The organism is Micromonospora sp. NPDC023966 (assembly GCF_040639095.1).
In the GTDB taxonomy this organism is placed as follows: domain Bacteria; phylum Actinomycetota; class Actinomycetes; order Mycobacteriales; family Micromonosporaceae; genus Micromonospora.
The window spans coordinates 73,541-97,591 of sequence record NZ_JBEZZJ010000011.1; the positions used below are offsets into that span (position 1 = coordinate 73,541).

General features: G+C 69.7%; 24 protein-coding genes and 4 tRNA genes. 22 read left to right on the top strand and 6 right to left on the bottom strand.

The genetic code is table 11. The features are described from left to right. The first annotated feature begins 27 nt into the window (after nt 1-27). Nucleotides 28-1,287, top strand: coding sequence for an MFS transporter (locus AB0F68_RS16790; protein ID WP_357338592.1), 1,260 nt, complete (start codon nt 28-30; stop codon nt 1,285-1,287). A 215-nt stretch (nt 1,288-1,502) separates the two neighbouring features. Here AB0F68_RS16790 and AB0F68_RS16795 read toward each other — a convergent pair whose 3' ends face one another. Beyond that, entirely contained in the window at nt 1,503-2,090 is a 588-nt protein-coding gene (locus tag AB0F68_RS16795; RefSeq protein WP_357338594.1) for a DinB family protein, read from the bottom strand. Nucleotides 2,091-2,223: 133 nt separating this feature from the next. Next, complete coding sequence (locus AB0F68_RS16800; protein WP_357338596.1) at nt 2,224-2,718, bottom strand: YajQ family cyclic di-GMP-binding protein; 495 nt, start codon at nt 2,716-2,718, stop codon at nt 2,224-2,226. A 146-nt stretch (nt 2,719-2,864) separates the two neighbouring features. Between AB0F68_RS16800 and AB0F68_RS16805 the strand changes: the two genes are divergently transcribed. From AB0F68_RS16805 to AB0F68_RS16825, 5 genes are all read left to right on the top strand, one after another. Continuing rightward, nucleotides 2,865-2,948, top strand: a tRNA-Tyr gene (locus AB0F68_RS16805). A gap of 133 nt (nt 2,949-3,081) precedes the next feature. Continuing rightward, nucleotides 3,082-3,810 carry a hypothetical protein gene (locus tag AB0F68_RS16810; protein ID WP_357338598.1) on the top strand — a complete coding sequence of 243 codons (729 nt, stop codon included), beginning with the start codon at nt 3,082-3,084 and terminating at the stop codon, nt 3,808-3,810. 245 nt (nt 3,811-4,055) lie between these two features. Further along, complete coding sequence (locus tag AB0F68_RS16815; protein WP_357338600.1) at nt 4,056-4,580, top strand: hypothetical protein; 525 nt, start codon at nt 4,056-4,058, stop codon at nt 4,578-4,580. A 590-nt stretch (nt 4,581-5,170) separates the two neighbouring features. Then, entirely contained in the window at nt 5,171-5,707 is a 537-nt protein-coding gene (locus AB0F68_RS16820) for a hypothetical protein (protein ID WP_357338602.1), read from the top strand. Between the two features lie 180 nt (nt 5,708-5,887). Then, the gene (locus AB0F68_RS16825) at nt 5,888-6,553 is read left to right on the top strand and encodes a hypothetical protein (protein WP_357338604.1); all 666 of its coding nucleotides are present in this window, start codon (nt 5,888-5,890) and stop codon (nt 6,551-6,553) included. A gap of 123 nt (nt 6,554-6,676) precedes the next feature. Here the strand turns inward: AB0F68_RS16825 and AB0F68_RS16830 are convergent, their stop codons facing one another. The 4 genes from AB0F68_RS16830 to AB0F68_RS16845 all read right to left on the bottom strand — a co-directional run bounded on the left by AB0F68_RS16830 (nt 6,677) and on the right by AB0F68_RS16845 (nt 9,317). Then, complete coding sequence (locus AB0F68_RS16830) at nt 6,677-7,132, bottom strand: GNAT family N-acetyltransferase (protein ID WP_357338606.1); 456 nt, start codon at nt 7,130-7,132, stop codon at nt 6,677-6,679. 151 nt (nt 7,133-7,283) lie between these two features. Then, on the bottom strand, nt 7,284-8,198 hold the full coding sequence (locus AB0F68_RS16835; RefSeq protein WP_357338608.1) for a hypothetical protein: 915 nt from the start codon (nt 8,196-8,198) through the stop codon (nt 7,284-7,286). Continuing rightward, on the bottom strand, nt 8,195-8,548 hold the full coding sequence (locus tag AB0F68_RS16840; RefSeq protein WP_357338610.1) for a PadR family transcriptional regulator: 354 nt from the start codon (nt 8,546-8,548) through the stop codon (nt 8,195-8,197). The genes AB0F68_RS16835 and AB0F68_RS16840 overlap by 4 nt, the downstream gene beginning before the upstream one ends. 115 nt (nt 8,549-8,663) lie before the next feature. Further along, nucleotides 8,664-9,317 (bottom strand): GNAT family N-acetyltransferase, encoded by a 654-nt coding sequence (locus AB0F68_RS16845; RefSeq protein ID WP_357338613.1) that lies wholly within the window; start codon nt 9,315-9,317, stop codon nt 8,664-8,666. A 692-nt stretch (nt 9,318-10,009) separates the two neighbouring features. Between AB0F68_RS16845 and AB0F68_RS16850 the strand changes: the two genes are divergently transcribed. From AB0F68_RS16850 to AB0F68_RS16925, 16 genes are all read left to right on the top strand, one after another. Next, complete coding sequence (locus tag AB0F68_RS16850; protein ID WP_357338615.1) at nt 10,010-12,538, top strand: bifunctional diguanylate cyclase/phosphodiesterase; 2,529 nt, start codon at nt 10,010-10,012, stop codon at nt 12,536-12,538. A 96-nt stretch (nt 12,539-12,634) separates the two neighbouring features. Then, nucleotides 12,635-12,707: transfer RNA gene (locus AB0F68_RS16855), tRNA-Thr, on the top strand. Between the two features lie 25 nt (nt 12,708-12,732). Further along, nucleotides 12,733-12,805: transfer RNA gene (locus tag AB0F68_RS16860), tRNA-Met, on the top strand. Nucleotides 12,806-12,937: 132 nt separating this feature from the next. Then, entirely contained in the window at nt 12,938-13,105 is a 168-nt protein-coding gene (gene rpmG / locus AB0F68_RS16865) for a 50S ribosomal protein L33 (protein ID WP_012184342.1), read from the top strand. A gap of 119 nt (nt 13,106-13,224) precedes the next feature. Further along, nucleotides 13,225-13,671: a MaoC family dehydratase N-terminal domain-containing protein gene (locus tag AB0F68_RS16870; RefSeq protein WP_357338617.1), complete on the top strand. Its 447-nt coding sequence runs from the start codon at nt 13,225-13,227 to the stop codon at nt 13,669-13,671. A 3-nt stretch (nt 13,672-13,674) separates the two neighbouring features. Then, a complete protein-coding gene (locus tag AB0F68_RS16875) occupies nt 13,675-14,067 on the top strand; it encodes a MaoC family dehydratase (RefSeq protein ID WP_357338620.1) in 393 nt (130 codons plus the stop codon). 126 nt (nt 14,068-14,193) lie between these two features. Then, a tRNA-Trp gene (locus AB0F68_RS16880) sits at nt 14,194-14,266 on the top strand. A gap of 214 nt (nt 14,267-14,480) precedes the next feature. After that, nucleotides 14,481-14,873 (top strand): preprotein translocase subunit SecE, encoded by a 393-nt coding sequence (gene secE / locus AB0F68_RS16885; RefSeq protein WP_357338622.1) that lies wholly within the window; start codon nt 14,481-14,483, stop codon nt 14,871-14,873. Nucleotides 14,874-14,908: 35 nt separating this feature from the next. After that, nucleotides 14,909-15,631, top strand: coding sequence for a transcription termination/antitermination protein NusG (gene nusG / locus AB0F68_RS16890; protein WP_046567240.1), 723 nt, complete (start codon nt 14,909-14,911; stop codon nt 15,629-15,631). 187 nt (nt 15,632-15,818) lie between these two features. Then, nucleotides 15,819-16,250, top strand: coding sequence for a 50S ribosomal protein L11 (gene rplK / locus AB0F68_RS16895; RefSeq protein WP_091570017.1), 432 nt, complete (start codon nt 15,819-15,821; stop codon nt 16,248-16,250). A gap of 83 nt (nt 16,251-16,333) precedes the next feature. After that, entirely contained in the window at nt 16,334-17,050 is a 717-nt protein-coding gene (gene rplA, locus AB0F68_RS16900; RefSeq protein WP_357338631.1) for a 50S ribosomal protein L1, read from the top strand. Nucleotides 17,051-17,128: 78 nt separating this feature from the next. Further along, the gene (locus tag AB0F68_RS16905; protein WP_357338633.1) at nt 17,129-18,031 is read left to right on the top strand and encodes an ABC transporter ATP-binding protein; all 903 of its coding nucleotides are present in this window, start codon (nt 17,129-17,131) and stop codon (nt 18,029-18,031) included. Next, the gene (locus tag AB0F68_RS16910; protein WP_357338635.1) at nt 18,028-18,717 is read left to right on the top strand and encodes a hypothetical protein; all 690 of its coding nucleotides are present in this window, start codon (nt 18,028-18,030) and stop codon (nt 18,715-18,717) included. Before AB0F68_RS16905 ends, AB0F68_RS16910 begins: the two co-directional genes overlap by 4 nt. A gap of 313 nt (nt 18,718-19,030) precedes the next feature. Beyond that, nucleotides 19,031-19,576 carry a 50S ribosomal protein L10 gene (gene rplJ / locus AB0F68_RS16915; protein WP_046567232.1) on the top strand — a complete coding sequence of 182 codons (546 nt, stop codon included), beginning with the start codon at nt 19,031-19,033 and terminating at the stop codon, nt 19,574-19,576. Nucleotides 19,577-19,630: 54 nt separating this feature from the next. Next, nucleotides 19,631-20,017: a 50S ribosomal protein L7/L12 gene (gene rplL, locus AB0F68_RS16920; RefSeq protein WP_091317960.1), complete on the top strand. Its 387-nt coding sequence runs from the start codon at nt 19,631-19,633 to the stop codon at nt 20,015-20,017. Between the two features lie 573 nt (nt 20,018-20,590). Then, nucleotides 20,591-24,022 (top strand): DNA-directed RNA polymerase subunit beta, encoded by a 3,432-nt coding sequence (locus tag AB0F68_RS16925; RefSeq protein ID WP_357338638.1) that lies wholly within the window; start codon nt 20,591-20,593, stop codon nt 24,020-24,022. Nucleotides 24,023-24,051 lie beyond the last annotated feature (29 nt).

A 24,051-nucleotide genomic window follows, 5' to 3' on the forward strand; every position in this document is an offset into this window, starting at 1 on the left:
CTCACCCGTTACACCTGGAGGTCGACCGTGGCCGCACTGCGCCAGTACCTGGGCGTCTGGCGGATCCCCGGCGCCCCGATGCTGCTGGTCCTCGGCGTCATCGGCCGGCTCGGGATCGGCATGACGCCGCTGGCGCTGCTGCTGGTGGTCGCGGAGGTCACCGACCGGTACTCGCTCGCCGCCGTCGCCGGCGGCATCTACGCGCTCTCCGGCGCCGCGCTCAGCCCGGTCGCCGGGCGGGTCGCCGACCGGGTCGGCCCCACCCCGGTGCTGCTGGCCACCGCCCTGGCGCACCCGCTCGCCCTCTTCGGGCTGCTCGGGGCCAGCCGGTCCGGCTCCGGCAGCCTCGGCCTGATCTACCTGGCCGCCGGCGTCGCCGGCGCCACGTACCCGCCGCTGACCGCCGCCATCCGGGGCGCCTGGAACGACCTCACCGCCCCGGCCACCGGCCGAGCCCACCTGCGCAACACCGCGCTCGCCGCGGAGACCTCGCTCTTCGAGGTCGTCTTCGTGCTCGGCCCGCTGCTGGTGGCCGGCTTCGTCCTGCTCGCCGACGCCGCCGCCGCTCTGGTCGGTGCCGCCGTGGTCACCCTGGTCGGCACTACCGCCGTCGCGCTCGGCCGGGTCATGCGCGGCTGGCAGCCGCACCCCCGCGAGCACCACGCCAAGGGCCTCGGCCCGCTGCGGGTCGGCGGCTTCCCGGCCCTGCTGCTCTGCGTCGCCAGCCTCGGCATCGCCTTCGGCGCCGCCGGCGTGACCGTCCCGGCCTTCGCCGGGAACGCCACCGCCGACGACCCGGAGAGCCTCGCCGGCGTGCTGCTCGCCGTCTGGGGCATCGGCAGCGCCTTCGGCGGCTTCTGGTTCGGGGTACGTCGACCCGCCGCCAACATGACCCGCCAGTTCGCCTGGCTGCTCGGCGCGGTCGCGGCCAGCTTCGCCGTCTTCGCGGTGATGCCCGGCCCGGCGGCGCTCGGCGTCGCGCTGGTGCTCGGCGGGGCCACCATCGCCCCCGCGCTGACCCTGGAGAACACCCTGGTCGGCCGGATCGCCCCGGCCGGCATGCTGAACGAGGCGTACACCTGGGTGGTCACCATGTCGGTGGCGGCGAGCGCCGCCGGGGGAGCGGTGGCCGGACTGATCGTCGACCACGCCGGCGGGGTGCCCTGGGCCTTCCTCTTCGCCGGGGCGGCGGTCGCCGTCGGGGCCGCGGTCGCCGCGTTGCCCACCGGGCCGATCGCCCGCGCCGAGGCCACCGCGGTACGCGCCGAGCAGTCGCTCGTCGCCTGAGCCCCGGGATCAAACCGGCCGGGACGGGTACACCCCGGCATGTTCCTCTTCTTCTCGAACCGGATCGGCTGCCTCGGCTCGATCCTGATCAGCGCGATCCTGACCGCGATCCTGCTGCTGATCTTCTCGCGCTGACCGTGGTCGGCGGGCCTCAGACGTCGAGCTGGATGGCGTCGCAGCGAGGGTGCGGCGACGTCGGCGTTCGGCGCTGGGTTTCAGGCCTTGGTGGGGTCGGCCGCTCTGGCCGCCCGCTCGATCGTCGCGTAGCGGTCCTCCCGGACAGCCTTGTCATCTTGCGGCTTCGGGTGGTGGGCCGCTGTCCCGGTCGAGCCGTCGAGCTGTTCACGCAGGATGTCGGCATGCCCGGCATGTCGGCTGGTCTCCGTGAGCATGTGGACCAGGATGTTGAACAGCTTCACGTTCGGGCTCGGCCACCACGGCACGTGCCCGGGCGAGTCGATGGCCAGGGCGGTGATCGTCGCGTCCGAGTGCGCCCACGCTCGCCGGTACCGGTCGATGATCTCCTCACGCGTCTCGCGCTCGGTCGCCCACATCTCGGTGCCATGCGCCCCCAGGTCGTCCCACCGGGGCAGGGGTTCGGGGAACGGCCGGTCGAAGACCTCACCGAAGTACCTGGACTCCCACATCGACAGGTGCTTCACCAGGCCGAGCAGGTTCGTTCCGGTCGGGGTCAGGGGGCGGCGGACGTCGTACTCGCCCAGTCCGTCGAGCTTCCAGAGCATCACCTCGCGCAGCATCCGCAGATCGCTGTGCAGGTACTCCTTCGCGAAATCATCGATCATGGGGCCGAGCCTGTCATGCGTCGGCGCGGACCGAAACCCACGAAACAGCACCTGACGGAGTGTCCGATGGCAACGACGCCTGCCCAGGTTGCGGGTCGTGGCCGGCCTCCTCGCCGGCCACGACGGCGGCGGCTTACCGGTAGTTGGTGAACTGGAGGGCGACGCCGAAGTCCTCACCCTTGAGCAGCGCGATGACGGCCTGGAGGTCATCCTTCTTCTTGCCGGTGACCCGGAGCTGGTCACCCTGGATCTGCGCCTGGACGCCCTTCGGGCCCTCGTCGCGGATCTTCTTGCTGATCGCCTTGGCCTTGTCCGAGTCGATGCCCTGGATCACCTTGGCGTCGATCTTGAAGATCTTGCCCGAGGCGCGGGGGTCGCCGGCGTCCAGCGACTTGAGCGAGATGTTCCGCTTGACCAGCTTCTCCTTGAAGACGTCCAGCGCGGCCCGGACTCGCTCCTCGGTCTCCGCCTGGAGACTGATCGCCTCCTCGCCCGACCAGGAGATTTCGGCGCCGGTGCCGCGGAAGTCGAACCGCGTCGCGAGCTCCTTCTCCGCCTGGCGGAGGGCGTTGTCGACCTCCTGCCGGTCGACCTTGCTCACGATGTCGAAGGACGGGTTCGCTGCCATGCTCATGCTCCTGCTGTCCGGCGGTCTGTCCTGATCCGTCCCCACTGACCAGCGTGGGACCCCCTGACGGTACCCGGTTGCGGCGGACCCGGGGGCAACCGCTATTCTTGCTTCCGCCGCCGCGTCGCGACGCGGTGGGGTGCCCTGGCGGGTTGCCCGAGCGGCCAATGGGAGCGGACTGTAAATCCGTCGCGAAAGCTACAGAGGTTCGAATCCTCTACCCGCCACCAGGGACTGGCAAGGCCCCTGACCTGCGAAGACGCAAGTCAGGGGCCTTCGTCACTTCTGCTGCCGTTGACCGCCGTTGCCCCTGATCGACTGGCTAATCGGGCACGTAAGGGGCACGCCCCCGAGGGGTTTGCTATGGCGGAAACCTCGACCGACGCTCCTGTGAGCGAGCCTGAGGACTCAGGGGTCCGAAAACTGGCGGACTCGTCCGGGGTGTCGGAGTCCTTCAGGTTCACGACGGCGCAGATGTCCCCGGCGTTGAAGGCGTTGGCCGAGGTGGGCCGGGTGTCGGAGTCCTTCAGGTTCACGACGGCGCAGACGTTCCCGGCGTTGAAGGCGTTGGCCGAGGTGGGCCGGGCCAGCCTCAAGCAAATCGACTCGGGCGTCTGGGACCAGCTCGCGGCAGGTGCTGATCTCTTCGCCTCCGTTGGCATAGCTGACGTTCTCCGAGAGGAGGCGCCCCGCCTTGTCGGTGATCCCGCCACATGGTTGGCCGAGGCCGAGGAAGCTGCTCAAGCGGGTGACGAACGGGCCGGAAATGTCCTCCTGCTGGTCCGCTACCTCTTCGAATGCTTCCTGCTCCTGGCCCAGCGGTTGAACCCCTCGGCCAAGACCATCGAGAAGGTCGGAGCGTTGCTTGCCCTCTCGGTCTTCATGACGGTTGTTGTCGGTACGACGTACGCCAACAGCCCGAAGACCCTAGAGAAATGGAACACCTGTCTCGGTACACCCCTCGGAATCCTCGGGCTTTACCTGGCTATCTCCGGGTCTGGCGGGAAGCGACCGCGGAGGCACAAGCCCAGCCTCAACAGGCGCGGCAACAGTAAGCCTCGCACGCAGGTGCTTAGGCGATTCCGTCACTAGTAGGTAGCGGCAGACCCGGGAAGGTGCTGGCTCCGGGCGGAGCCTTAGTTTGGAAGGGCGCGCTCAGCCGGCCGTTATGCCCGCAACGCCTGCGGGCGGCGGCAGAACCAAGTGCCGCTCGTGCCCGCTCATGACCGCTGCGCGCCACGGTTACTGGCCCGTGGATGGCCCGTCACCGCCACCGGCTTACACGGACCGACGGTTGCGGAATGCGCCGCTTGCGAGCGGTCGGCTATCGTCCGCTGATGTCGCTGACCGACGCCGCCATCGCGGCCGACTTGGCACCGGCCGGCCTGCACTTTGTCGAACGGGTGCACGGCGATTTCCGCCTCCCGTTGCCACCCCACCGGTCCGCTGCCAGCTGCCTGTCAGAGCACGGACGGTTCGACTCCCGCCCAGAGGAAGTGGTGCAGGTCGACGATCCGGACCTGCCGGCGAAGGTCAACGCTGCCTGGTGGCGAATGGCCGCCGAGTACGGCCTGCTCGACGAGCGGCGGGAGTTCCTGCTCTGCGCCGGCATCGAGGATCCTGACGCCGAGGAGAGCGTACTCATCTGGGTCAGGGTCCGCCTGCTCGACGAGTGGGACCTGACCGGCAGCGGGTGTCTTCTTCGCAGCTCGTTCGCCGGGCTGTTCACCGACCGGTTCGTGCCCGAGTTCGTCATGACCTCCCTCGACGGCCGGATGGTGCTGGAAACGACGGTGTGGGGCAATGGCACTGTCAGCACCATCGTGGTCTGCCCCGATCTTTTCGAAGAAAGTGCCAGGTAGATCCGGACCGTGCTGCGCCGCGCTCAACGGGTCGTCATACCCGAACCGCTGCTCCGCTGCTGCATTGCAGACGACACCCCGCTCCTGCGACCAAACGGCGGGCCTCAGAGCCATCTCCGCCGTGAAGTCCCACACACCGTGGAGTAGGCCAGGGGCCAGGGTGACAAGGTGGAGCGCCCTACCGGACGAACGACCTTGGCACCCTGGCCCCTGGTCTGCTCGGCTCTGCCTGGGACTCATGGTGGAGATGGCGACCCGCGCAACCACGACTACCGCACCAACCGGACGGGCTTCCCCATCTCTGTCGTAGATCCCTGCCCGGAGGGCAAACAGCTCTTGCAGTCCGCCAGCGTGGCCGGCCGGCCCCGGCCGATGCCGGCCGGAGGTCGCCAGCAGGCCGGGGCCGGGCCGGCGCGGCCCGCTTTGCGGGCCGCCTTGATCCTGTAGAGGTCAATTCGGCAGTCAGTCCTGGCAGTGCAGTGTCGTGTCACGGGACATGCCTGACACTCGCGTCCCACCACATGCTTGACACCACCGGCTAAGAGCGTGTGAAGTCGGCCCGGCTTGTCAGTGCGATCCGGAGGTGACGCGTGGATCCCGGCCGGCTGGAGACCTGGCGCGAGGATCTGCGGAAGGCAGTCGCCTCCGCGATGCTCGACTTCGAAGACCGCTACGGGTACCCGCCGGACGAGAACGTCGTCAGCGAGCCGGACATGATCGCTGCTGCACGGCTCACTGTCGTCCGTCCCGCCATCCCCGACGACCTCGTGGACCTGTACGCGGCAGTCGGTGCCGTCGACCTACCGGACATCGGTAACGGGTTCTTCCTGCACAGAGCCTCCGACGCGGCCCACGCCCACGAGGCACGGGACCTCTGGCACGTACGTGGCGGCCACGACGCCGACGTTGTCGTATTCGCCAGCGATGGCGGCGGCACCCAGTACGCGCTAGCCACGCCGGCCGGATCCCCCGTCTACCGACTCCCACCGGACCTCATCCTCGACGGCATCTACACCTCAGAAGACCCGCGCTTCGACGTGGCCGCCCCAGACCTGCCTACCTTCCTCGACCGCTTGCTCCAGGCCGTGAAGACGTTCGCTGCGTCGAGCACGCCGCCGAGCTTGTGATCGATCATCTAGCCCAAGCGTCAAGCATGTGCTGGGACGGATGTGGCAAGCATGTGATGGGACTAGGCACGCCGGCAGCCGGTGTCGAGTCTCGGGACGTGCGTGACAGATCAGTACCAGGACCTGAGTGACACTTGGCTTGGGGTGGTCGGGGCCCTGGCGATCTACCACGATGAGCGAGTGATCGAGCGGGGAATCGAGCTGCGACCGATGAACGTCGTCCGTCGGCGGGTGATGGCGATCGTGCTCACCGGCTTGGCCGTCGTTGCGGTGCCAGGCGTCCTCGTTGCCTGGCGCAATCCGTGGCACTACGTACACCTAATGCCGTTCGGCCGCAGGCCAGTCGTGGCGACCGTGCTGTTCGCCGCGCCGGTACTGCTCGGCATCGCGGCGTGGCTTGTTCTGCGGCCAGCGCTGGCGCGGGCGGTGGCCGTGGTCGCGACCGTCTTGGCGTTGGTGGCGCCTTGTAGTGGCGTCCTGTTTCTCTCGGGGACGTCGCTCTACGGCCTGCACGGCGTGGAGCCATACGGGGATACCGAAGTTGTAGCCCTCTCCCCAGGAGGTTCGTTCGAGGTGGTCCTGCTGCATTACCGCGAATTTATGGCCGGCTTCGATGTCCTGCGGATCCGGTCACGGGCCGGACTGGGGAGCCGGGAAGCCAACCAGGCCCTCGCATGCTTCGCCACGCCATTCGATCGGCCTGGCCCCGAGGGCATCTTCGGTGCCGCTCGATTCCTGAGCGACCACGAGATTGAGGTGCGGACCGAGGCAGGCCAGCCCTGGACGACCCGGTTTGACCCGCACACCCTCCTGGCCGCCTCCACCCTGTCCCACGGCTGCCAGTAGGCCGCGGTCTAGCCGCACGTGTCACCCATGTCCCGAGACTGATCTGTCACGCACGTCCCGAGACTCGACAAGCGGCAGCCGGCCGGTGTCCCGTAACGGGACATGCTTGACATGATCGTCTCGCTATTGCTGCCTGCGTGGGGATGTCAGGAGCGGGTCGCCGGACCGTCGCATCAACTGCGATCGTCCGACTTCCTCCGTAAAGCCCCATCGTCGGTAGAACGGCAAGAGCTCGGGCTGGCAGACAAGCTCGATGCTGCGCACCTGGGCCAACCGGGGGTCGTTGACGACCGCATCGAGCAGCATGCGGCCCACACCCGAGCCTCGGGCATGCGACGCAACGATCACGTCGAGTACGACTGCCAGGTAGACGCCATCCGTAAGGACCCGGGCGAACCCCACGAGCCGATCGGTTGACCGCTGGATCAGGGCGAAGACCAGATCGGAGGCGGTCAACATCGCCGTCACGTCGTCTGGGCTCCGCTCTGCAGTCCACCATTCCGAGGAGAACAGCTCCATCAGCTGCGCCAGGCGGTCCCCCTCGACAGCGTCTCTGACGTCGATGTCCGAACGATCCACGGTGACAGCCTTCCAGGCTGAAGTCGACTCGGGTATCTAGGCCGGCCGTCAAGCATGTCCTGGGACGGACGCACTGCGCGATCTGACGGGCAGTCCCGCCGCCGGCTCGGCTTCGGCTGTCCACGAGAAGTGGTGGCGGAGGCGCTTGCGCTTACATGCGGGCTTGGCGGCGGCCTGCGACTGTGCCGGCTGCAAGCGTGATCACCATGACCGCCGTGAGGATAAGGATCGTGGTGAGGGAGGATCCTAGTTTCCACCCTGCTTGTTTGAAGTAGAGCTGGTAGGTGGCTTGTGCCAAGGCCGGCACCAGGAGAAGCGCCGAGGCGACGATAGGCATCCGTGCATCGATGGGCGCGGTGATGACGGCCAGTGCGGCGAACGCGTACAGGGACATCAGTGGTGCGTCCGACCAGCCGTTGATCGGGCTCGGCGTCAAAACGACGACTGCCAGTGCCCCGAGGACGGGCCAGGCCCACGGTCTGGTCACCGGTGTTCGGGGTGCGCGGAGCAGTCGCAGCAAGGCCAGCGAAGCCAGCAGCGCTGGCCAGAACTTGGGGACAATCGCGCCTTGGAGGCTGTGAACCGACCAGAACCAAGACGATTGGTCCCACCAATTTGCCGACCAGTGTTGCGCGGCCACGGTCAGTATCGCCGCAGCGAATGCCAGCCGGTAGCTACCCCACGCCGTAGCGAGAAGCGCGATGGTCAGCAGCGCCGGAATGACGATGAACCACCATGTGTCGGGCTCGTACGGGCCCTCGGACAGCATGGTCACCAGGAACGAGATCGGGCCCCCGGCCCAGAGTGTCAGGGCGTACACGAGCAGGGACAGCGCGGACAGTCGCACTGCGGAGTGTCCCAGCGCCGATCGCGAGCCGAGACGGTCGACGCCGGTGCGGGCCCGCAGCCCTCCGACCACGAGCGCCGCCGCTTCTCGAAGGCTCGGCCGCCGCGGGTTGTCAGCCGTGGCGAGCAGTGTTTCGAGCATCTCGTCGGCACGATACTGCCGGTAGGCGCGGGGATAGGTCCGCAGTAGCCACCGGTAACGGCGCTCCAGCTCCGTCATGCTGGCACCACCCGACCCGCAGGCGTCGAGCGGCCGGAACGGTTACTGACGACGCTCGCCGCCGCAGCCATCCGCTCTGCTTCCGCATGCAGCGCGGACGCGCCTCGCTGGGTCAGCTCGTAGGTGCGGCGGGCACGGCCGTTGACCACCGCTTCCTCGGCCACCCGCACCATCTCTTCACGGGTGAGCCGGTCCAGGGCAGCGTAGAGGGTGCCCGTGGTGAGGCGCACCCGCCCGTCGGACAACTCCTGCGCCCGCTTGACGATCGCGTAGCCGTGCAAGGGGTCGTCCTGCAGCGCGGCCAGGATGAAGTAGGTAGGTTCGCGCATCGACGCGAAGGGCCCTGTCATGTCGTCGACATAAGCAGATGATCGACGTATGGGTCAAGACTCGATGTGCGCGACGGCGGCTACACGGGGTGGATGGCGTCTGTCGCTCGAAGTCGGCGGCCTTTCTCGTGGGCTGTCAGAGGCCGAACAGCGGGCGGCAGGCCGCCACCCCGTCCACCCGCACCGCGAGCCACTTCTCCCGAGTCCACTTCTCCCTGGTCAGGCGTAGACGGTCGGACACGACCGCCTCGTCGCCGCGGGCGTCGACCGAGATGCCGTCATGCTCGTAGCCGAGCTTGCGGGACACGCCCTGAGAGGCGTGGTTGTCCTGGAACACCTCGGTGCGGGCGGCACGTGCGTCGAGGTGGTCGAACGCCAGCGTGAGCAGGCCGGCCCGAGCTTCCGTTCCATAGCCCCTGCCCTGGTGCTCGATGCCCAGCCAGGCGGAGGTCGTGACCTCCCGTACGACCGGGAAGTCGCGGGCCCGGAGGGTGACCACGCCCAGGGGCTCTCCGTCGCGGAAGACCCCGAGCCCGAGTCGCCACGCCGTCCGGCTCCACTCTCCGAGCCCGCTCCAGTGGCCCTGCAGAACGACCCGCGCCCGATCCTCGGGGCTGCCGTCGGTCCACGGCGTCAGGAACGGACGTTCGTCCGGGCGGTGCACCCCTTTGCCGGCGAGGTGGGCGAGGGCCGCCAACTCCTCCTCGTGGGGCAGGCGGAGCTCGAGTCGTGGTGTCGAGATGGTCAGGCCGTACAGGGGCCAGAGGTCAGCAAGCACGGGCTCGATCATGACCAGGCGGCCCATGGTGATGCGACTGAGTTAGCGATCGTCGGGCGGGGAGGGGCGGAGGCGGCCCCGCCGGCGGAGGTGCCGGGCGCTCAGATCGGACACCCCGAGACCCTTGCCCGGATATCGATGATGGTGGAGTCTGTTCGAGGGCTTGCCGCGGCTGCCCGGTTCGGCGTCCATTGTGGTCAAGGTCACCGATCATCATGCCTGGTAGGCGAATCTGCTCTTAAGCGCGGTTTAACCGGGAAGTCGTTGTGCGCGCCTTCCGTAGCAGCGCCGGGACCGATCGTGACAGCATGCTGGGCCGGAGGGGCGGGCGCGCCGGTCGAACGGATGATTTCCCTGTCTGCCGCCGCGAGGGGGGCCCTCCACCGCTTTTGCGCGCGCCCCCCGTGTGGCACGATCGTGGAACCTCCACCATCACTGAAACTCTCTCGACAGGAGCAATCATGTCTGGTCGAAGGTTGGGCCGGCTGCTTGGCTCACTTTTCATTCTCGCCGCCCTCGTCGGTGGTGTCGGCGGTTTCGACTTCGATGGCAGCACGGGGGGCGTGCAGACCCAGGACCTCATCTGGACGTGACCGGGTCTCCGGTCCGTTCTCGTCGATCTCCGGTTGCCACGAGCATCGCGCCAGCCGGAGATCGACGCATGTCGGTGACGGGACGGCGCGCCGCCAATGAGAAGGAGCGGCATGGTCGGTCGCGATCAGCCACGGCGCAGGTCGTCTGAGGACGCCTGGATCATCACCGCGCCGATGGCCCTGCTCGCTGTCGCCTGCGCCACGGTGACCGGCCTGCTCGCCGATCACCCCTCCGGCCGCTGGCCGCAGGGGGCGCTCTTCCTGGTTCTGATGATCGCGGCCGGGCTGCCGTTGCTGAGTGTGGTCGTCCGCCGGCAGACGTCGGCGGTCACGCTGACCGAGCTGCCGCTGGTGCTGGCACTCCTCTTCCTGCCGCCGCTGACCGTCGTGGTCATCTACACGCTGGCCACGCTGGTCACGAACATCCGCCACCGGCTGTCGGCGCCGAAGGTCTGGTTCAACGTGGCCCGGGCCGCGGCCGGCACCTCGCTGGCCGTGCTGGTCCTCCAGGCGCTCCCGCCGCTCGACGAGGTGGAGCCGCGGACCTGGCTCAGCATCTCCGCCGCCGTCAGCATGGTGCTGCTGGTCAGCGTCGTCAGTGTGGTCGCCGTGCACACCCTGCTGAACGGCTGGCCGAACGGCCGCGGGGCGCTGCGCAGCGCCAAGACCGCGCTGCTGACCGCGGCGATCAACGTGACGGTCGGGCTGATCGTGCTGATCCTGGTGGGCAGCACCTGGTGGTCGTTGCTGCTGATCGCCGCGCTCGGCGCCGGTCTGGTGCCGGTCTACCGATCGTACGCACAGTTCTTCCGTCAGCACCGCACCCTGACCGACCTCTACGAGCTGACCCGCGCGGTGGTCGAGAGCGGGCAGAGCGGCACGCTGGCCGACGCCCTGCTCGGCCGGGTGCGCGCCCTCATGCAGGCTGAGTACGCGACGCTGTGGCTCCCGGCCCAGGGGCGGCACCCGGAGACACTGCTGACCTCCCGGGTCGACGACCCGGGGCTGCTGGACATGGCGCACACCCCGCAGTCGCTCCGGGAGAAGGTGCGGGACACCCGCCGTACGGTGGCGGTCGGCCGGGGCGTGACCACCAACGGAGAGTTCCGGGCGGAGCTGGGGGAGCGGCGGGTCAAGGACGCCGTGGTGGTGCCGCTGCGCTCCGGCCCGGTGGTGATCGGCACCCTGGAGGTGGCCAACCGGCTCGGTGACGGCAACTACTTCACCCCGGCGGACATCGCCGTCTTCGAGACCGTCGCCGCGCATGCCGCGGTCGCCCTGGAGAACTCCCGCCTGGTCGATCGGCTGCGGCATGACGCCGAGCACGACGCGCTGACCAAGCTGCCCAACCGCCGGCGGATCACCGCGGCGGTGGCCGAGGCGGTCCGCATCGCGGCGCCCGGCGAGGTGGTGGCGCTGCTGCTCTTCGACGTCGACCGGCTGCGCCAGGTCAACGAGTCGCTCGGCCACGCGGCCGGCGACAAGGTCCTCGTCGAGGTGGCCGAGCGGCTGCGCGCCTGCGCGCCCTCCTCGGCCCTGGTCGGCCGGGCCGGCGGCGACGAGTTCCTGGTGACGCTGCGGCTGGAGAGCACCGAGGCGGCGCTGGAGCTGGCCGGCCAGCTGCGCGAGCAGATCCGCGACGAGATGGTGTTCGACGCGCTGACCCTGGACGTGGACACCGCCGTCGGGGTGGCCGTCCACCCGGACCACGGCAGCGACGCGGTGGCCCTGCTCCAGCGGGTGGACCTGGCGGCCACCGCGGCCAAGTCGGTCCCGGGCAGCGTGCAGCTCTACAGTCCGGCGCTGGAATCCCGCTCGCTGCGTCGGCTGGGTCTCGCCGGGGACCTGCGCCGGGCCCTGGACGACGGCGCGCTGGAGGTCTACTTCCAGCCCAAGGTCACGCTGCGGGACCGGCGCCTGGTCGGGGTGGAGTGCCTGGCCCGCTGGGAGCACCCGGCGCACGGCACGGTGGCCCCGGGCGACTTCGTGGCGGTGGCCGAGCACACCGGCCAGCTCGGCCGCCTCACCGAGTTCGTGCTGCGGGAGAGCCTGCGGCGCAGCCGGGACTGGAGCCACGGCGAGCAGGCGCTCGCCGTCTCGGTCAACCTCGCTGCTCGTACCCTCACCGACCAGCACTTCCCGGCGCTGGTCCGGGACCTGCTCGAGGAATACGGCGTGCCGCCGCAGCGGCTCACCCTGGAGATCACCGAGGCCGGGGTGCTGGACGGGACCGAACGTCCCATTCCGACCCTGCAGCGCCTGCGCGACCTCGGTGTCCGGCTCTCGGTGGACGACTTCGGCACCGGCAACTCGTCCCTGGCCCAGCTGCGCCGGCTGCCCGTGCACGAGGTCAAGGTCGACCGCTCCTTCGTGCAGGGGATGGCGACCGACCCGGGCGACCTGGCCATCGTCAACGCCGTGGTGACGCTCTCCCAGCAGTTCGGCCTGACCGTGGTGGCCGAGGGCGTGGAGAGCGAGCTGACCCTGGAGCTGCTCCAGGACATCGGCTGCGAGATCGGGCAGGGCTTCCTGTTCAGCCGGCCCCTGCCGTACGAGCGGCTGGAGGCCTGGTTCGGTGCCCAGGTCGACCCCGAGACGATCGTGGCCGGCGAGCTGCCCCGCCTGCGCGTTGTGCCCTGAACTGGGACGACGCGGTAAGGGGGGATCCGATTTCACCTCGGCGGCGGGGTCGTGTACTGTTTCCTCTGCGCGACACCCCACGGGGTGATCGGGTAGGCCCCCTTAGCTCAGTCGGCAGAGCGTCTCCATGGTAAGGAGAAGGTCTACGGTTCGATTCCGTAAGGGGGCTCAGAGGGTCCGGCTGGACCCGCCACGGCGGTGTAGCTCAGATGGCAGAGCAAGCGGCTCATAATCGCTGTGTCGCCGGTTCAAGTCCGGCCACCGCTACTCTCGTCCTCCGGGCCCCGCCCGGTGGTCGGTGGGATGGGCGCCACAGGCGCCCACTTTGCATGTCCGCGTAGTCAGCGCCTAAGCTGATGCGCTGTAGTTGTTATCCGTGAGCGAGGAAGGCACTCCGCCGTGGCGAAGGCGACCGATGTCCGGCCGAAGATCACTTTGGCGTGTGTGGAGTGCAAGGAGCGCAACTACATCACGCGCAAGAACCGCCGTAACGACCCGGACCGCATCGAGCTGAAGAAGTTCTGCCCCCGGGACGGCAGGCACACCATCCACCGCGAGACCCGCTGACCCGCGGCCGGCACGGCCGGCCCGCAATCAGCTACCCGAACGCCGATCCACACGGCGGCGGCCCTGGAGCCGCCCGACCGTAGGGATCGGCGTTCGTGCTTTCCGTGTAGGTTCGCGGCATGTCCCTGGACCCGTCCTTCGTCGGCCGGACCTATCCGCCGACCGCCCCCTACGAGGTGGGCCGAGAAAAGATCCGCGAGTTCGCCACCGCCATCGGCGCGACCGATCCGGCGCATCACGACCCGGCGGCCGCCCGGGCGCTCGGCCACCCCGACGTGGTGGCCCCGCCGACCTTCCCGGTGATCGTCACGATGGCCGCCAGCCGGCAGATCGTCGAGGACCCGGAGCTCGGCGTCGACTACAGCCGGGTGGTGCACGGCGACCAGCGTTTCGCCTACAACCGGCCGGTGGTGGCCGGGGACGAGCTGGTCTGCGTGAACACCATCGAGGAGGTCACCAGCCGGGGCGGGCACGGCTTCCTGACCACCCGCACCGACGTGAGCACCGTCGCCGGTGAGCCGGTGGTCGCCGTCTGGTCCAAGATCGTCGTACGCGGGGAGGCCTGAGAAGTGGAACTGCCCACCCAGACGTTCCGGGTGACCCGCGCGGACCTGGTCCGCTACGCGGGCGCCTCGGGCGACTTCAACCCGATCCACTGGAGCGACCGGACCGCCACCAAGGTCGGCCTGCCCGGGGTGATCGCCCACGGCATGTTCACCATGGCCTTGGTCGGCCGGGCGGTCACCACCTGGGCCGGCGCGCCGGACGCGGTGGTCGACTTCAACGTCCGCTTCACCCGCCCGGTGGTCGTGCCGGACACCGACGAGGGCACCGAGGTCGAGGTCTCCGCGGTGGTCAAGGGGGCCACCGACGAGGGCCTGACCAGGCTCGACATCACCGCTACCTGCCTGGGGGAGAAGGTGCTGTCGCAGGCTCGGGCAACCGTCCGGACCCCTCGCTGAGGATCCGTCCGACGCGCGAGGGGTGGACCGGTTGGGAAAGTCGCACGACTACCCGTACACTGGTCCGCCGTGGGGCAAGTGACCCCTGCTCGGCACTGCGTGTCCGGGTGGGGTGAGTTGCCGCACAGGGGTGTAGCTCAATTGGCAGAGCAGCGGTCTCCAAAACCGCAGGCTGCAGGTTCAAGTCCTGTCACCCCTGCGCCTCAGGCCTGACCGTTCCCGTGGGTCGCGCCGCCGCACGGCGGCGCCCGGCCCGTGGTGGTGGCATCGGCGGGGTTGGTTCCGAGGCATTCGGGGCCCTCCCGGTCGATCCGCCGGCCGCGGCCCGTCGCGGGACGGTTGGTCCGGCCGGCGTGACCACACGCCGCGCACGCCGCCCGGCGTGCGACCCGATATCCCGCACGGAGGGCGAAGTGGCCGAGAGCAAGCGGCGCGGCGAGGACGCCGGCGACGAGCGTCTGAACGACGACGCGACCGTCGACGGCGTGGCCGACGACGACGCCACCGACGCGGACGAGACGGTCTCGCGGGGCGGCACCGCCACCCGCAAGCGGGCCCGCGCCGATTCGACCGAGGGCCGGAAGACCCGGAAGGACACCGAGCGGATCGGGCTGTTCGCCCGCATCGCGCGGTTCTTCCGCGAGGTCGTGGCCGAGCTGCGTAAGGTCATCTGGCCGACCCGCAAGGAGCTGCTGACCTACACGGCCGTCGTGGTCACCTTCGTCGCCGTGATGTTGGCGATCGTGGCCGGCCTGGACTACGGCTTCGCGAAGGCGGTGCTGTGGGTCTTCGGCAACCCCAGCTGACCTGCGGACAGCGATAGTGACGGAAGTGAGCGAGCGTGCCTGAGTACGACGAGACCGCCGAGACCCCGGACGAGCAGTCCACGGTGGCGACGGCGGCCAACGATGAGTCGGTCGAGGCCGCCAGCGAGCCGGAGTTCCCGACCACCGAGCCCGCCCCGGACGAGGACTTCGACCCGGTCGCCGAGCTGCGCCAGAAGCTGCGCTACGCCCCGGGCGACTGGTACGTGGTGCACTCCTACGCCGGCTACGAGAACAAGGTCAAGACCAACCTCGAGACCCGGATCACCTCCCTCGACATGGAGGACTTCATCTACCAGGTCGAGGTGCCGACCCGGGAAGAGGTCGAGGTCAAGAACGGCAAGCGGTCGCAGGTCCAGGCGAAGGTCTTCCCGGGCTACATCCTGGTCCGGATGGAGCTGACCGCCGAGTCCTACTCCTGCGTCCGGAACACCCCGGGGGTCACCGGCTTCGTCGGCGCGACCGACCGGGCCGACCGGCCGGCGCCGCTGAGCCTCGACGAGGTGCTCAAGTGGCTGGCCCCGGCGGTCGAGACCGAGCAGAAGAAGGCCAAGCCCGAGGTCAAGGTCCTCGACTTCGAGGTCGGCGACTCGGTCACCGTCACCGACGGCGCCTTCGCCTCGCTGCCGGCGACGATCAGCGAGATCAACGCCGACCAGCAGAAGCTCAAGGTCCTGGTGTCGATCTTCGGCCGGGAGACCCCGGTCGAGCTCAACTTCAACCAGGTCGCCAAGATCTGACGTACGTCCCGCGCCGGCGGTGGGCCTTCCGGCCGGCCGCCGGTGCGTCGTTTTCGCCGTCCGCCGGACCTCGGCGGGGAGGGTGGCGCAAGGCTGCGCTACCCTAGAACGTCGGCTGTCCGCAACGCGCTGACCGTGCGCGCCCGCGGGCCGGCGAAAATCCCAGTTCCAAGCCCCAGGAAGAGACATGCCTCCGAAGAAGAAGCTCGTCAAGACGTTCACGCTTCAGCTGCCGGCGGGCCAGGCCACCCCGGCGCCGCCGGTCGGCCCCGCGCTCGGCCAGCACGGCGTGAACATCATGGAGTTCTGCAAGTCCTACAACGCGCAGACCGAGTCGCAGCGGGGCGACATCGTCCCCGCCGAGATCAGCGTCTACGAGGACCGCACCTTCACCTTCGTGCTGAAGACCCCGCCCGCCGCCCGGCTGCTGATCAAGGCCGCCGGCGTGCAGAAGGGCTCGGGCGTCCCGCACACGCAGAAGGTCGGCTCCGTCACCCGCGCCCAGCTGCGGGAGATCGCTGAGAAGAAGATGGCGGACCTCAACGCCAACGACATCGACCAGGCTGAGAAGATCATCGCCGGCACCGCCCGGTCGATGGGCCTGACCGTCGCCGACTGACCTCGGCTCACCGCTCCACCCGATCAGTTCGTGGGAGGGCCGCGGAGTCGCGGGCCCGCCATAAACCACAGGAGTTACCAGAAATGCAGCGCAGCAAGAGCTACCGCAAGGCCGCCGATGTCATCGACCGGTCGAAGCTCTACTCTCCCGCCGAGGCCGTCAAGCTGGCCAAGGAGACCACCAACGTCAAGTTCGACGCCACGGTCGAGGTCGCCATGCGCCTCGGCGTCGACCCCCGCAAGGCGGACCAGATGGTCCGCGGCACGGTCAACCTGCCGCACGGCACCGGTAAGACCGCCCGCGTGATCGTCTTCGCCGCCGGCGCGAAGGCCGAGGAGGCCGCCGCCGCGGGTGCGGACGAGGTGGGCACGGACGAGCTGGTCGCCCGTATCCAGGGCGGTTGGCTGGACTTCGACGCGGCGATCGCCACCCCGGACCAGATGGCCAAGATCGGCCGGATCGCGCGGATCCTGGGCCCGCGCGGCCTCATGCCGAACCCGAAGACCGGCACGGTGACCATGGACGTCACCAAGGCCGTCTCGGACATCAAGGGCGGTAAGATCACCTTCCGGGTGGACAAGCACTCCAACCTCCACCTGATCATCGGCAAGGCCTCGTTCTCCGAGTCCCAGCTGATCGACAACTACGCTGCGGTGCTGGACGAGGTGCTCCGCTCGAAGCCGTCCGCGGCCAAGGGCAAGTACCTGAAGAAGGTCACCCTCACCACCACCATGGGCCCGGGCGTCCCGGTCGACCCGAACGTGGTGAAGAACCTGACCGAGGCTCCGGCCGAGGCCTGAGCACGACTGCCCTGACGGGGCCCCGCCACCACCGGTGGCGGGGCCCCGTCCGTCTGTCCGGTGTGGCAGGCTCGGCGCATGCGGCTGGAAGACGTCTGGCTGCGGTACCACCGGCGCGATCCGTGGGTGCTGCGGGAGACCGATGTGGCGATCGGCCCGGGCGAGGTGGCGGTGGTGCTCGGGCGCAACGGGGTGGGCAAGTCCACCCTGCTCCAACTCGCCGCCGGGGTGCTCCGGCCGACCCGGGGCCGGGTGGTCGACCGGCCGGCGGCCGTCGGCTGGGTGCCCGAGCGCTTCCCCGCCGACCAGCCCTTCACCGTGGGCGGCTACCTCACCGCGATGGCCCGGGTGGCCGGCCTGCCCGGCGTCGAGGCCGACCGGGCGGTGCGGCGCTGGGTCGACCGGCTCGGCCTGGCCCGCTACCACGGGGTGCGGCTGCCCCAGCTCTCCAAGGGCACCGCGCAGAAGGTCGGCCTCGCCCAGGCGCTGCTCCGCCCGCCCGGCCTGCTCGTCCTCGACGAGCCCTGGGAGGGGCTCGACGCCGCCGCCCGCGAGCTGGTGCCCGAGGTGATCGACGAGGTGCTGGCCGACGGCGGCACGGTGCTGGTCAGCGACCACCGCGGCGAGACGGTCCGGCTTCCCGGCGCCCGGCACTGGTCGGTCGCCGACGGCACCGTCACCGAGGCGGCGCCGTCCGGGGCCGCGGCCACCGTCGTGGTCGAGCTGTCGGTCCCGGCCGCGGGGGTCACGGCCGCCGTCGCCCGGTTGCGCGCCGACGGCCACCACGTCCTCCGGGTACGCGACCACGCCGTCCCGCCCGCCGCCACGCGACCCGGCTCCGACGCCCCGCCCGCCGCCACGGGCCCGGTGTCCGCTGCCGGGCGGTCCGCCGAGCACGAACGGCCGGATACCGCTCCCGACCAGACCCCGGTGTCCGGCGCGCCCGGACGGCCCGGTCCCGCCTCCGAGGTGGCCCGGTGACCGCCCTGGTCCGGCTGCGGCTGGCCGGCTTCCTGCGTACCGGGAGGGCGCTGGCCCCGGTGCTGGCCGGCCTGCTGGCCCTCGGCGTCCTCTACGGCGGCGGCCGGGCCCAGCCGGCGGAGGCCTACGGCGTCTCGGCGATGGTGCTCTTCCCGGTGCTGGCCTGGCAGACCAAGATCCTGCTCGACGTCGAGCCCGACGTGCAGCGCCGGCTGGCCCGGGTGGTCCTCGGCGCCGCCCGGGAGCGCGCCGCGGGCCTGCTCGCGGCGGCCGTGGCCGGCCTCGGCACGGTGGCCGTGGCGCTGGTCCTCCCCTGGCTGGTCGGCGGAGTGACCGGCCCGACCGGGCCGGCGGACCGGCCGCTGGCCGAGGGGCTCGCGCTCGGCCTCTGGGCGCACCTGCTGGCGCTGCCGGCGGCGGTGGCGCTGGGCGCCCTGGCCAGCCGGGTGATCACCCGCAGCGCCGGCTACGGCGTTGCCGTGCTCACCGTCGGCGCGGTGGCCGCGGTGGTCCTCGGCCTCTCCGGCTCGGTGGCGCCCTGGCTGGTCCCGCCGGTGCTGCCCACCGCCCGGGCACTGGCCGGCCCGCTGGCGGTCCCCACCGGCCTGCTGCTGACCGCCTGGGCGCTGGCCTGGGCGGCCGTGGCGCTGGCCAGCTACGGCTGGGGCCGCCGGAGCCGTGCCTGAGTGACCGGGAGCACTCCGGGGGCGATTTGGAGGTAACGGGACACGTCGCGTAACCTTGGCGCGTAGTTCCACCCAGAGACCGCTGGTCACCGTGCCTTAGCACGGTCGAAGGTCCCGCGATGACGGGCGACCCGCGCAGGGCGGCAAGCGAAAATCGGTGCTGTGCGTGGTCCGCCGACCGCGCCCGTCGTGCCGGCCCTCGCCCCGCGCGCCCTGCGCCGGGGCTTTTCTCGTTGTCGTGATGCCTCCGCCGCCGTCGCGAGCGTCCGCTCGTCGCCGGCGTACCAGCTCCGAGCAACGAGAGAGGAGGGACATGGCGGACAAGCCGATCCGGGCCGACAAGGCCACGGCCGTCGCCGAGCTGACCGAGAGCTTCCGCAACGCGGGGGCGACCGTGCTCACCGAGTACCGCGGGCTCACGGTTTCGCAGCTCACCCAGCTGCGACGCTCGCTCGGCAAGGAGACCAGCTACACGGTCGCGAAGAACACGCTGGCCAAGCGTGCCGCGACCGATGCGGGCATCTCCGGCCTCGACGAGCTGTTCACCGGTCCTACCGCGCTGACTTTCGTTTCGGGCGACGTCGTCGAGGCGGCGAAGGGGCTTCGCGACTTCGCGAAGGCCAACCCGAAGCTCGTCATCAAGGGCGGTGTCTTCGAGGGCAAGGCCATTTCCGCGGCCGAGGTCACGAAGCTCGCCGACCTGGAGTCCCGCGAGGTGCTGCTGGCGAAGCTGGCCGGCGCCATGAAGGGCAACCTGAGCAAGGCCGCGGCCCTGTTCCAGGCTCCGCTCGCCAAGACCGCGCGTCTGGCGGCCGCCCTGCAGGACAAGCGCGAGAAGGAGGGCGCCGAGGCGGCCTGAGGCCACCCGGCGCACCCACGTTCTTAGTTTTCACTTTCAGAAAGGACGCCAGACATGGCGAAGCTCAGCACCGACGAGCTGCTCGACGCGTTCAAGGAGATGACGCTGATCGAGCTCTCCGAGTTCGTGAAGCAGTTCGAGGAGACCTTCGAGGTCACCGCGGCGGCTCCGGTCGCCGTTGCCGCCGCCGGCGGCCCCGCCGGCCCGGCCGCCGAGGCCGAGCCGGAGAAGGACGAGTTCGACGTCATCCTCGACGCCGACGGTGGCAAGAAGATCCAGGTCATCAAGGTCGTGCGTGAGCTGACTGGCCTGGGCCTCAAGGAGGCCAAGGACCTGGTCGAGGCCGCTCCGAAGGCCGTCCTGGAGAAGGCCAACAAGGAGACCGCCGAGAAGGCCAAGGCCAAGCTCGAGGGCGAGGGCGCCAAGGTCACCCTCAAGTGACCTTGAGTTCGACCTGACGCGCGTCCGGCTCACGTGAGCCGGGGCACACCGCGTCGCGGCGGGCGGTGATCCGGGGAACCGGATCGCCGCCCGCCGTGTTGGTGCTACCCGGGGGCAGCGGCGTGAGCAGGGCGTCCGCGCGCGGCGTTCCGGCGTTCCGGGAGGGTCTGTCGGTAGCCCGTCGGTGGGAAAGACACCCCGAGCGGTAACCGGCCCTTGACGCGGCACGGGCCCGGCAGGCACGCTGACACCAGCAAGACCTTCCGCGCTTGCAACGGCCGCCTCTCGGGTAAGGCAACGGCAGCACCACCGCCGCTGCGCCTGAGCGGACCGGCGGGACGTCGCGTTCCGAGCAGCTCGGTTGACCCGGTTTTCCGAGGTCCCGAGGCAAGTTCCGCGACGACCTGCGGGGTGGGCTGGACAGCGGTTAGCCTCTCGGCTACACTGCTAGTTTGCGCTGCCTTCCGACTTGACCCCTGCTCGGAAATGTCCGTTTACGGATATTTCTGGTGGGGTCATTGGAGTGCACGCGTACCAGCCGTTCTGCAGCACCGGTCCTCGGAAGGACGCATCTTGGCAGCTTCCCGCCCTGCGAAGACCAGTCGTACGTCGAGCGCTTTCGCGCCCCGCCGAGTTTCTTTCGGTCGGATTACCGAACACCTCGAGGTCCCCAACCTCCTCGCCATCCAGAACGAGTCCTTCGACTGGCTCGTCGGCAACGAGGCTTGGCAGGGCCGGTCGGCGGACGACCCGCACGCACGCTCGGGTCTCGCGGAGATCCTCGACGAGATCAGTCCCATTGAGGACTTCTCCGGCACCATGTCGCTTTCCTTCTCGGCTCCGCGCTTCGACGAGGTCAAGGCCTCGATCGAGGAGTGCAAGGAGAAGGACCTGACCTACTGCGCCCCGCTGTTCGTGACCGCGGAGTTCACCAACAACACCACTGGCGAGATCAAGAGCCAGACGGTGTTCATGGGTGACTTCCCGATGATGACGCCGAAGGGCACCTTCATCATCAACGGCACCGAGCGCGTCGTGGTCAGCCAGCTCGTCCGCTCGCCGGGCGTCTACTTCGACAAGCAGCCGGACAAGACCTCCGACCGCGACCTCTCCAGCGTCAAGGTGATCCCCAGCCGGGGTGCCTGGCTGGAGTTCGACATCGACAAGCGCGACACGGTCGGCGTTCGCATCGACCGCAAGCGCCGGCAGGCCGTCACCGTCCTGCTCAAGGCCATCGGGTGGTCCGCGGAGCAGATCCGCGAGAAGTTCGGCTGGTCCGAGCTGATGATGACCACGCTCGAGAAGGACCACATCGCCGGGCAGGACGAGGCCCTGCTCGACATCTACCGGAAGCTCCGCCCTGGCGAGCCGCCGACCCGTGAGAACGCCCAGACCCTGCTCGACAACCTCTTCTTCAACCCGAAGCGGTACGACGTCGCCAAGGTCGGTCGTTACAAGTTCAACAAGAAGCTCGAGCTGGACGTGCCGATCACCACCGGCACGCTGACCGAGGACGACATCGTCGCCACCGTGGAATACCTCTGCCGGCTGCACGCCGGTGAGGAGGGCTACGAGGCCGACGACATCGACCACTTCGGCAACCGGCGCCTGCGCACCGTGGGCGAGCTGATCCAGAACCAGGTCCGGGTCGGCCTTTCCCGGATGGAGCGGGTCGTCCGCGAGCGGATGACCACCCAGGACGTCGAGGCGATCACGCCGCAGACCCTGATCAACATCCGCCCGGTGGTGGCGGCGATCAAGGAGTTCTTCGGCACGTCGCAGCTGTCCCAGTTCATGGACCAGACCAACCCGCTGGCGGGCCTGACCCACCGGCGCCGGCTGAGCGCGCTCGGCCCGGGTGGTCTGTCCCGGGAGCGGGCCGGCTTCGAGGTCCGTGACGTGCACCCGTCCCACTACGGCCGGATGTGCCCGATCGAGACGCCGGAAGGCCCGAACATCGGCCTGATCGGCGCCCTGTCCACCTTCGCCCGGGTCAACCCGTTCGGCTTCATCGAGACGCCGTACCGGAAGGTCGTCGAGGGTCGGGTCACCGACCAGATCGACTACCTGACCGCGGACGAGGAGGACCGGTTCGTCAAGGCGCAGGCCAACGCGCCGCTGCGGGCCGACGGCACGTTCGCGGAGGACCGCGTCCTGGTCCGCCGTAAGGGCGGCGAGACCGAGGACGTGGCGCCGGCGGCCGTGGACTACATGGACGTGTCGCCGCGGCAGATGGTCTCGGTCGCCACCGCGATGATCCCGTTCCTCGAGCACGACGACGCCAACCGCGCCCTGATGGGCGCGAACATGCAGCGCCAGGCGGTGCCGCTGGTCAAGGCCGAGGCCCCGCTGGTCGGCACGGGCATGGAGTACCGCGCGGCCGTCGACGCCGGCGACGTGGTCGTCGCCGAGGTCGGCGGTGTGGTCGAGGACCTCTGCGCGGACTACATCACCGTCCACCAGGACGACGGCCACCGCCGGACGTACCTGCTGCACAAGTTCCGCCGCTCCAACGCCGGCTCCTGCGTCAACCAGAAGCCGGTCGTCTTCGAGGGCGACCGCGTCGAGGCCGGCCAGGTCATCGCCGACGGTCCGTGCACCGACGAGGGCGAGATGGCGCTCGGGCGCAACCTGCTCGTGGCGTTCATGACCTGGGAGGGGCACAACTACGAGGACGCGATCATCCTGTCGCAGCGCCTCGTGCAGCAGGACGTGCTCACCTCGATCCACATCGAGGAGCACGAGGTCGACGCCCGGGACACCAAGCTCGGCCCGGAGGAGATCACCCGCGACATCCCGAACGTCAGCGAGGAAATGCTCGCCGACCTCGACGAGCGCGGCATCATCCGGATCGGCGCCGAGGTCGTCCCCGGCGACATCCTGGTCGGCAAGGTCACCCCGAAGGGCGAGACCGAGCTGACCCCCGAGGAGCGGCTGCTCCGCGCGATCTTCGGCGAGAAGGCGCGCGAGGTCCGGGACACCTCGCTGAAGGTGCCGCACGGCGAGACCGGCACGGTCATCGGTGTGCGTACCTTCTCCCGCGAGGACGGCGACGAGCTGCCCCCGGGCGTGAACGAGCTGGTCCGGGTCTACGTGGCCCAGAAGCGCAAGATCCAGGACGGTGACAAGCTCGCGGGCCGCCACGGCAACAAGGGCGTCATCTCCAAGATCCTGCCGATCGAGGACATGCCGTTCCTGGAGGACGGCACCCCGGTCGACATCGTGCTGAACCCGCTCGGTGTGCCGTCCCGGATGAACATCGGCCAGGTCCTGGAGACCCACCTCGGGTGGGTGGCCAAGACCGGCTGGAGCGTGGACGGCGACGACACCGAGTGGAAGCGCAACCTCCGCTCGATCGACGCACACGAGTCCGAGCCGGACACCAACGTGGCCACTCCGGTCTTCGACGGTGCCCGCGAGGAGGAGATCTCCGGTCTGCTCGAGTCGACCCTGCCCAACCGGGACGGCAACCAGATGATCGGGCGCAGCGGCAAGGCGCAGCTGTTCGACGGTCGCTCCGGCGAGCCGCTGCCGGACCCGATCGCGGTCGGCTACGTCTACATCCTGAAGCTCAACCACCTGGTCGACGACAAGATCCACGCCCGGTCGACCGGCCCGTACTCGATGATCACGCAGCAGCCGCTGGGTGGTAAGGCGCAGTTCGGTGGCCAGCGCTTCGGTGAGATGGAGTGCTGGGCCATGCAGGCGTACGGCGCCGCCTACGCCCTGCAGGAGCTGCTGACCATCAAGTCCGACGACGTCCTCGGCCGGGTGAAGGTCTACGAGGCGATCGTCAAGGGCGAGAACATCCCGGAGCCGGGCATCCCGGAGTCGTTCAAGGTGCTGCTCAAGGAGCTGCAGTCGCTGTGCCTCAACGTCGAGGTGCTCTCCAGCGACGGTGTGGCCCTGGAGATGCGCGAGACCGACGACGAGGTGTTCCGGGCCGCGGAGGAGCTGGGCATCGACCTGTCCCGGCGCGAGCCGAGCTCGGTCGAAGAGGTCTGAGGCGAGCGGTCGGGAGCCGGTTCGCCGGC

What these genes read in the sequence shown, in the direction of transcription:
- AB0F68_RS16795 (WP_357338594.1), bottom strand. Translation starts at nt 2,090, where the DNA reads ATGATCGATGATTTCGCGAAGGAGTACCTGCACAGCGATCTGCGGATG.
- AB0F68_RS16800 (WP_357338596.1), bottom strand. Translation starts at nt 2,718, where the DNA reads ATGGCAGCGAACCCGTCCTTCGACATCGTGAGCAAGGTCGACCGGCAG.
- AB0F68_RS16810 (WP_357338598.1), top strand. Translation starts at nt 3,082, where the DNA reads ATGGCGGAAACCTCGACCGACGCTCCTGTGAGCGAGCCTGAGGACTCA.
- AB0F68_RS16815 (WP_357338600.1), top strand. Translation starts at nt 4,056, where the DNA reads ATGTCGCTGACCGACGCCGCCATCGCGGCCGACTTGGCACCGGCCGGC.
- AB0F68_RS16835 (WP_357338608.1), bottom strand. Translation starts at nt 8,198, where the DNA reads ATGACGGAGCTGGAGCGCCGTTACCGGTGGCTACTGCGGACCTATCCC.
- AB0F68_RS16840 (WP_357338610.1), bottom strand. Translation starts at nt 8,548, where the DNA reads ATGACAGGGCCCTTCGCGTCGATGCGCGAACCTACCTACTTCATCCTG.
- AB0F68_RS16845 (WP_357338613.1), bottom strand. Translation starts at nt 9,317, where the DNA reads ATGATCGAGCCCGTGCTTGCTGACCTCTGGCCCCTGTACGGCCTGACC.
- AB0F68_RS16850 (WP_357338615.1), top strand. Translation starts at nt 10,010, where the DNA reads ATGGTCGGTCGCGATCAGCCACGGCGCAGGTCGTCTGAGGACGCCTGG.
- AB0F68_RS16870 (WP_357338617.1), top strand. Translation starts at nt 13,225, where the DNA reads ATGTCCCTGGACCCGTCCTTCGTCGGCCGGACCTATCCGCCGACCGCC.
- rplK (WP_091570017.1), top strand. Translation starts at nt 15,819, where the DNA reads ATGCCTCCGAAGAAGAAGCTCGTCAAGACGTTCACGCTTCAGCTGCCG.
- rplA (WP_357338631.1), top strand. Translation starts at nt 16,334, where the DNA reads ATGCAGCGCAGCAAGAGCTACCGCAAGGCCGCCGATGTCATCGACCGG.
- AB0F68_RS16905 (WP_357338633.1), top strand. Translation starts at nt 17,129, where the DNA reads ATGCGGCTGGAAGACGTCTGGCTGCGGTACCACCGGCGCGATCCGTGG.
- rplJ (WP_046567232.1), top strand. Translation starts at nt 19,031, where the DNA reads ATGGCGGACAAGCCGATCCGGGCCGACAAGGCCACGGCCGTCGCCGAG.
- rplL (WP_091317960.1), top strand. Translation starts at nt 19,631, where the DNA reads ATGGCGAAGCTCAGCACCGACGAGCTGCTCGACGCGTTCAAGGAGATG.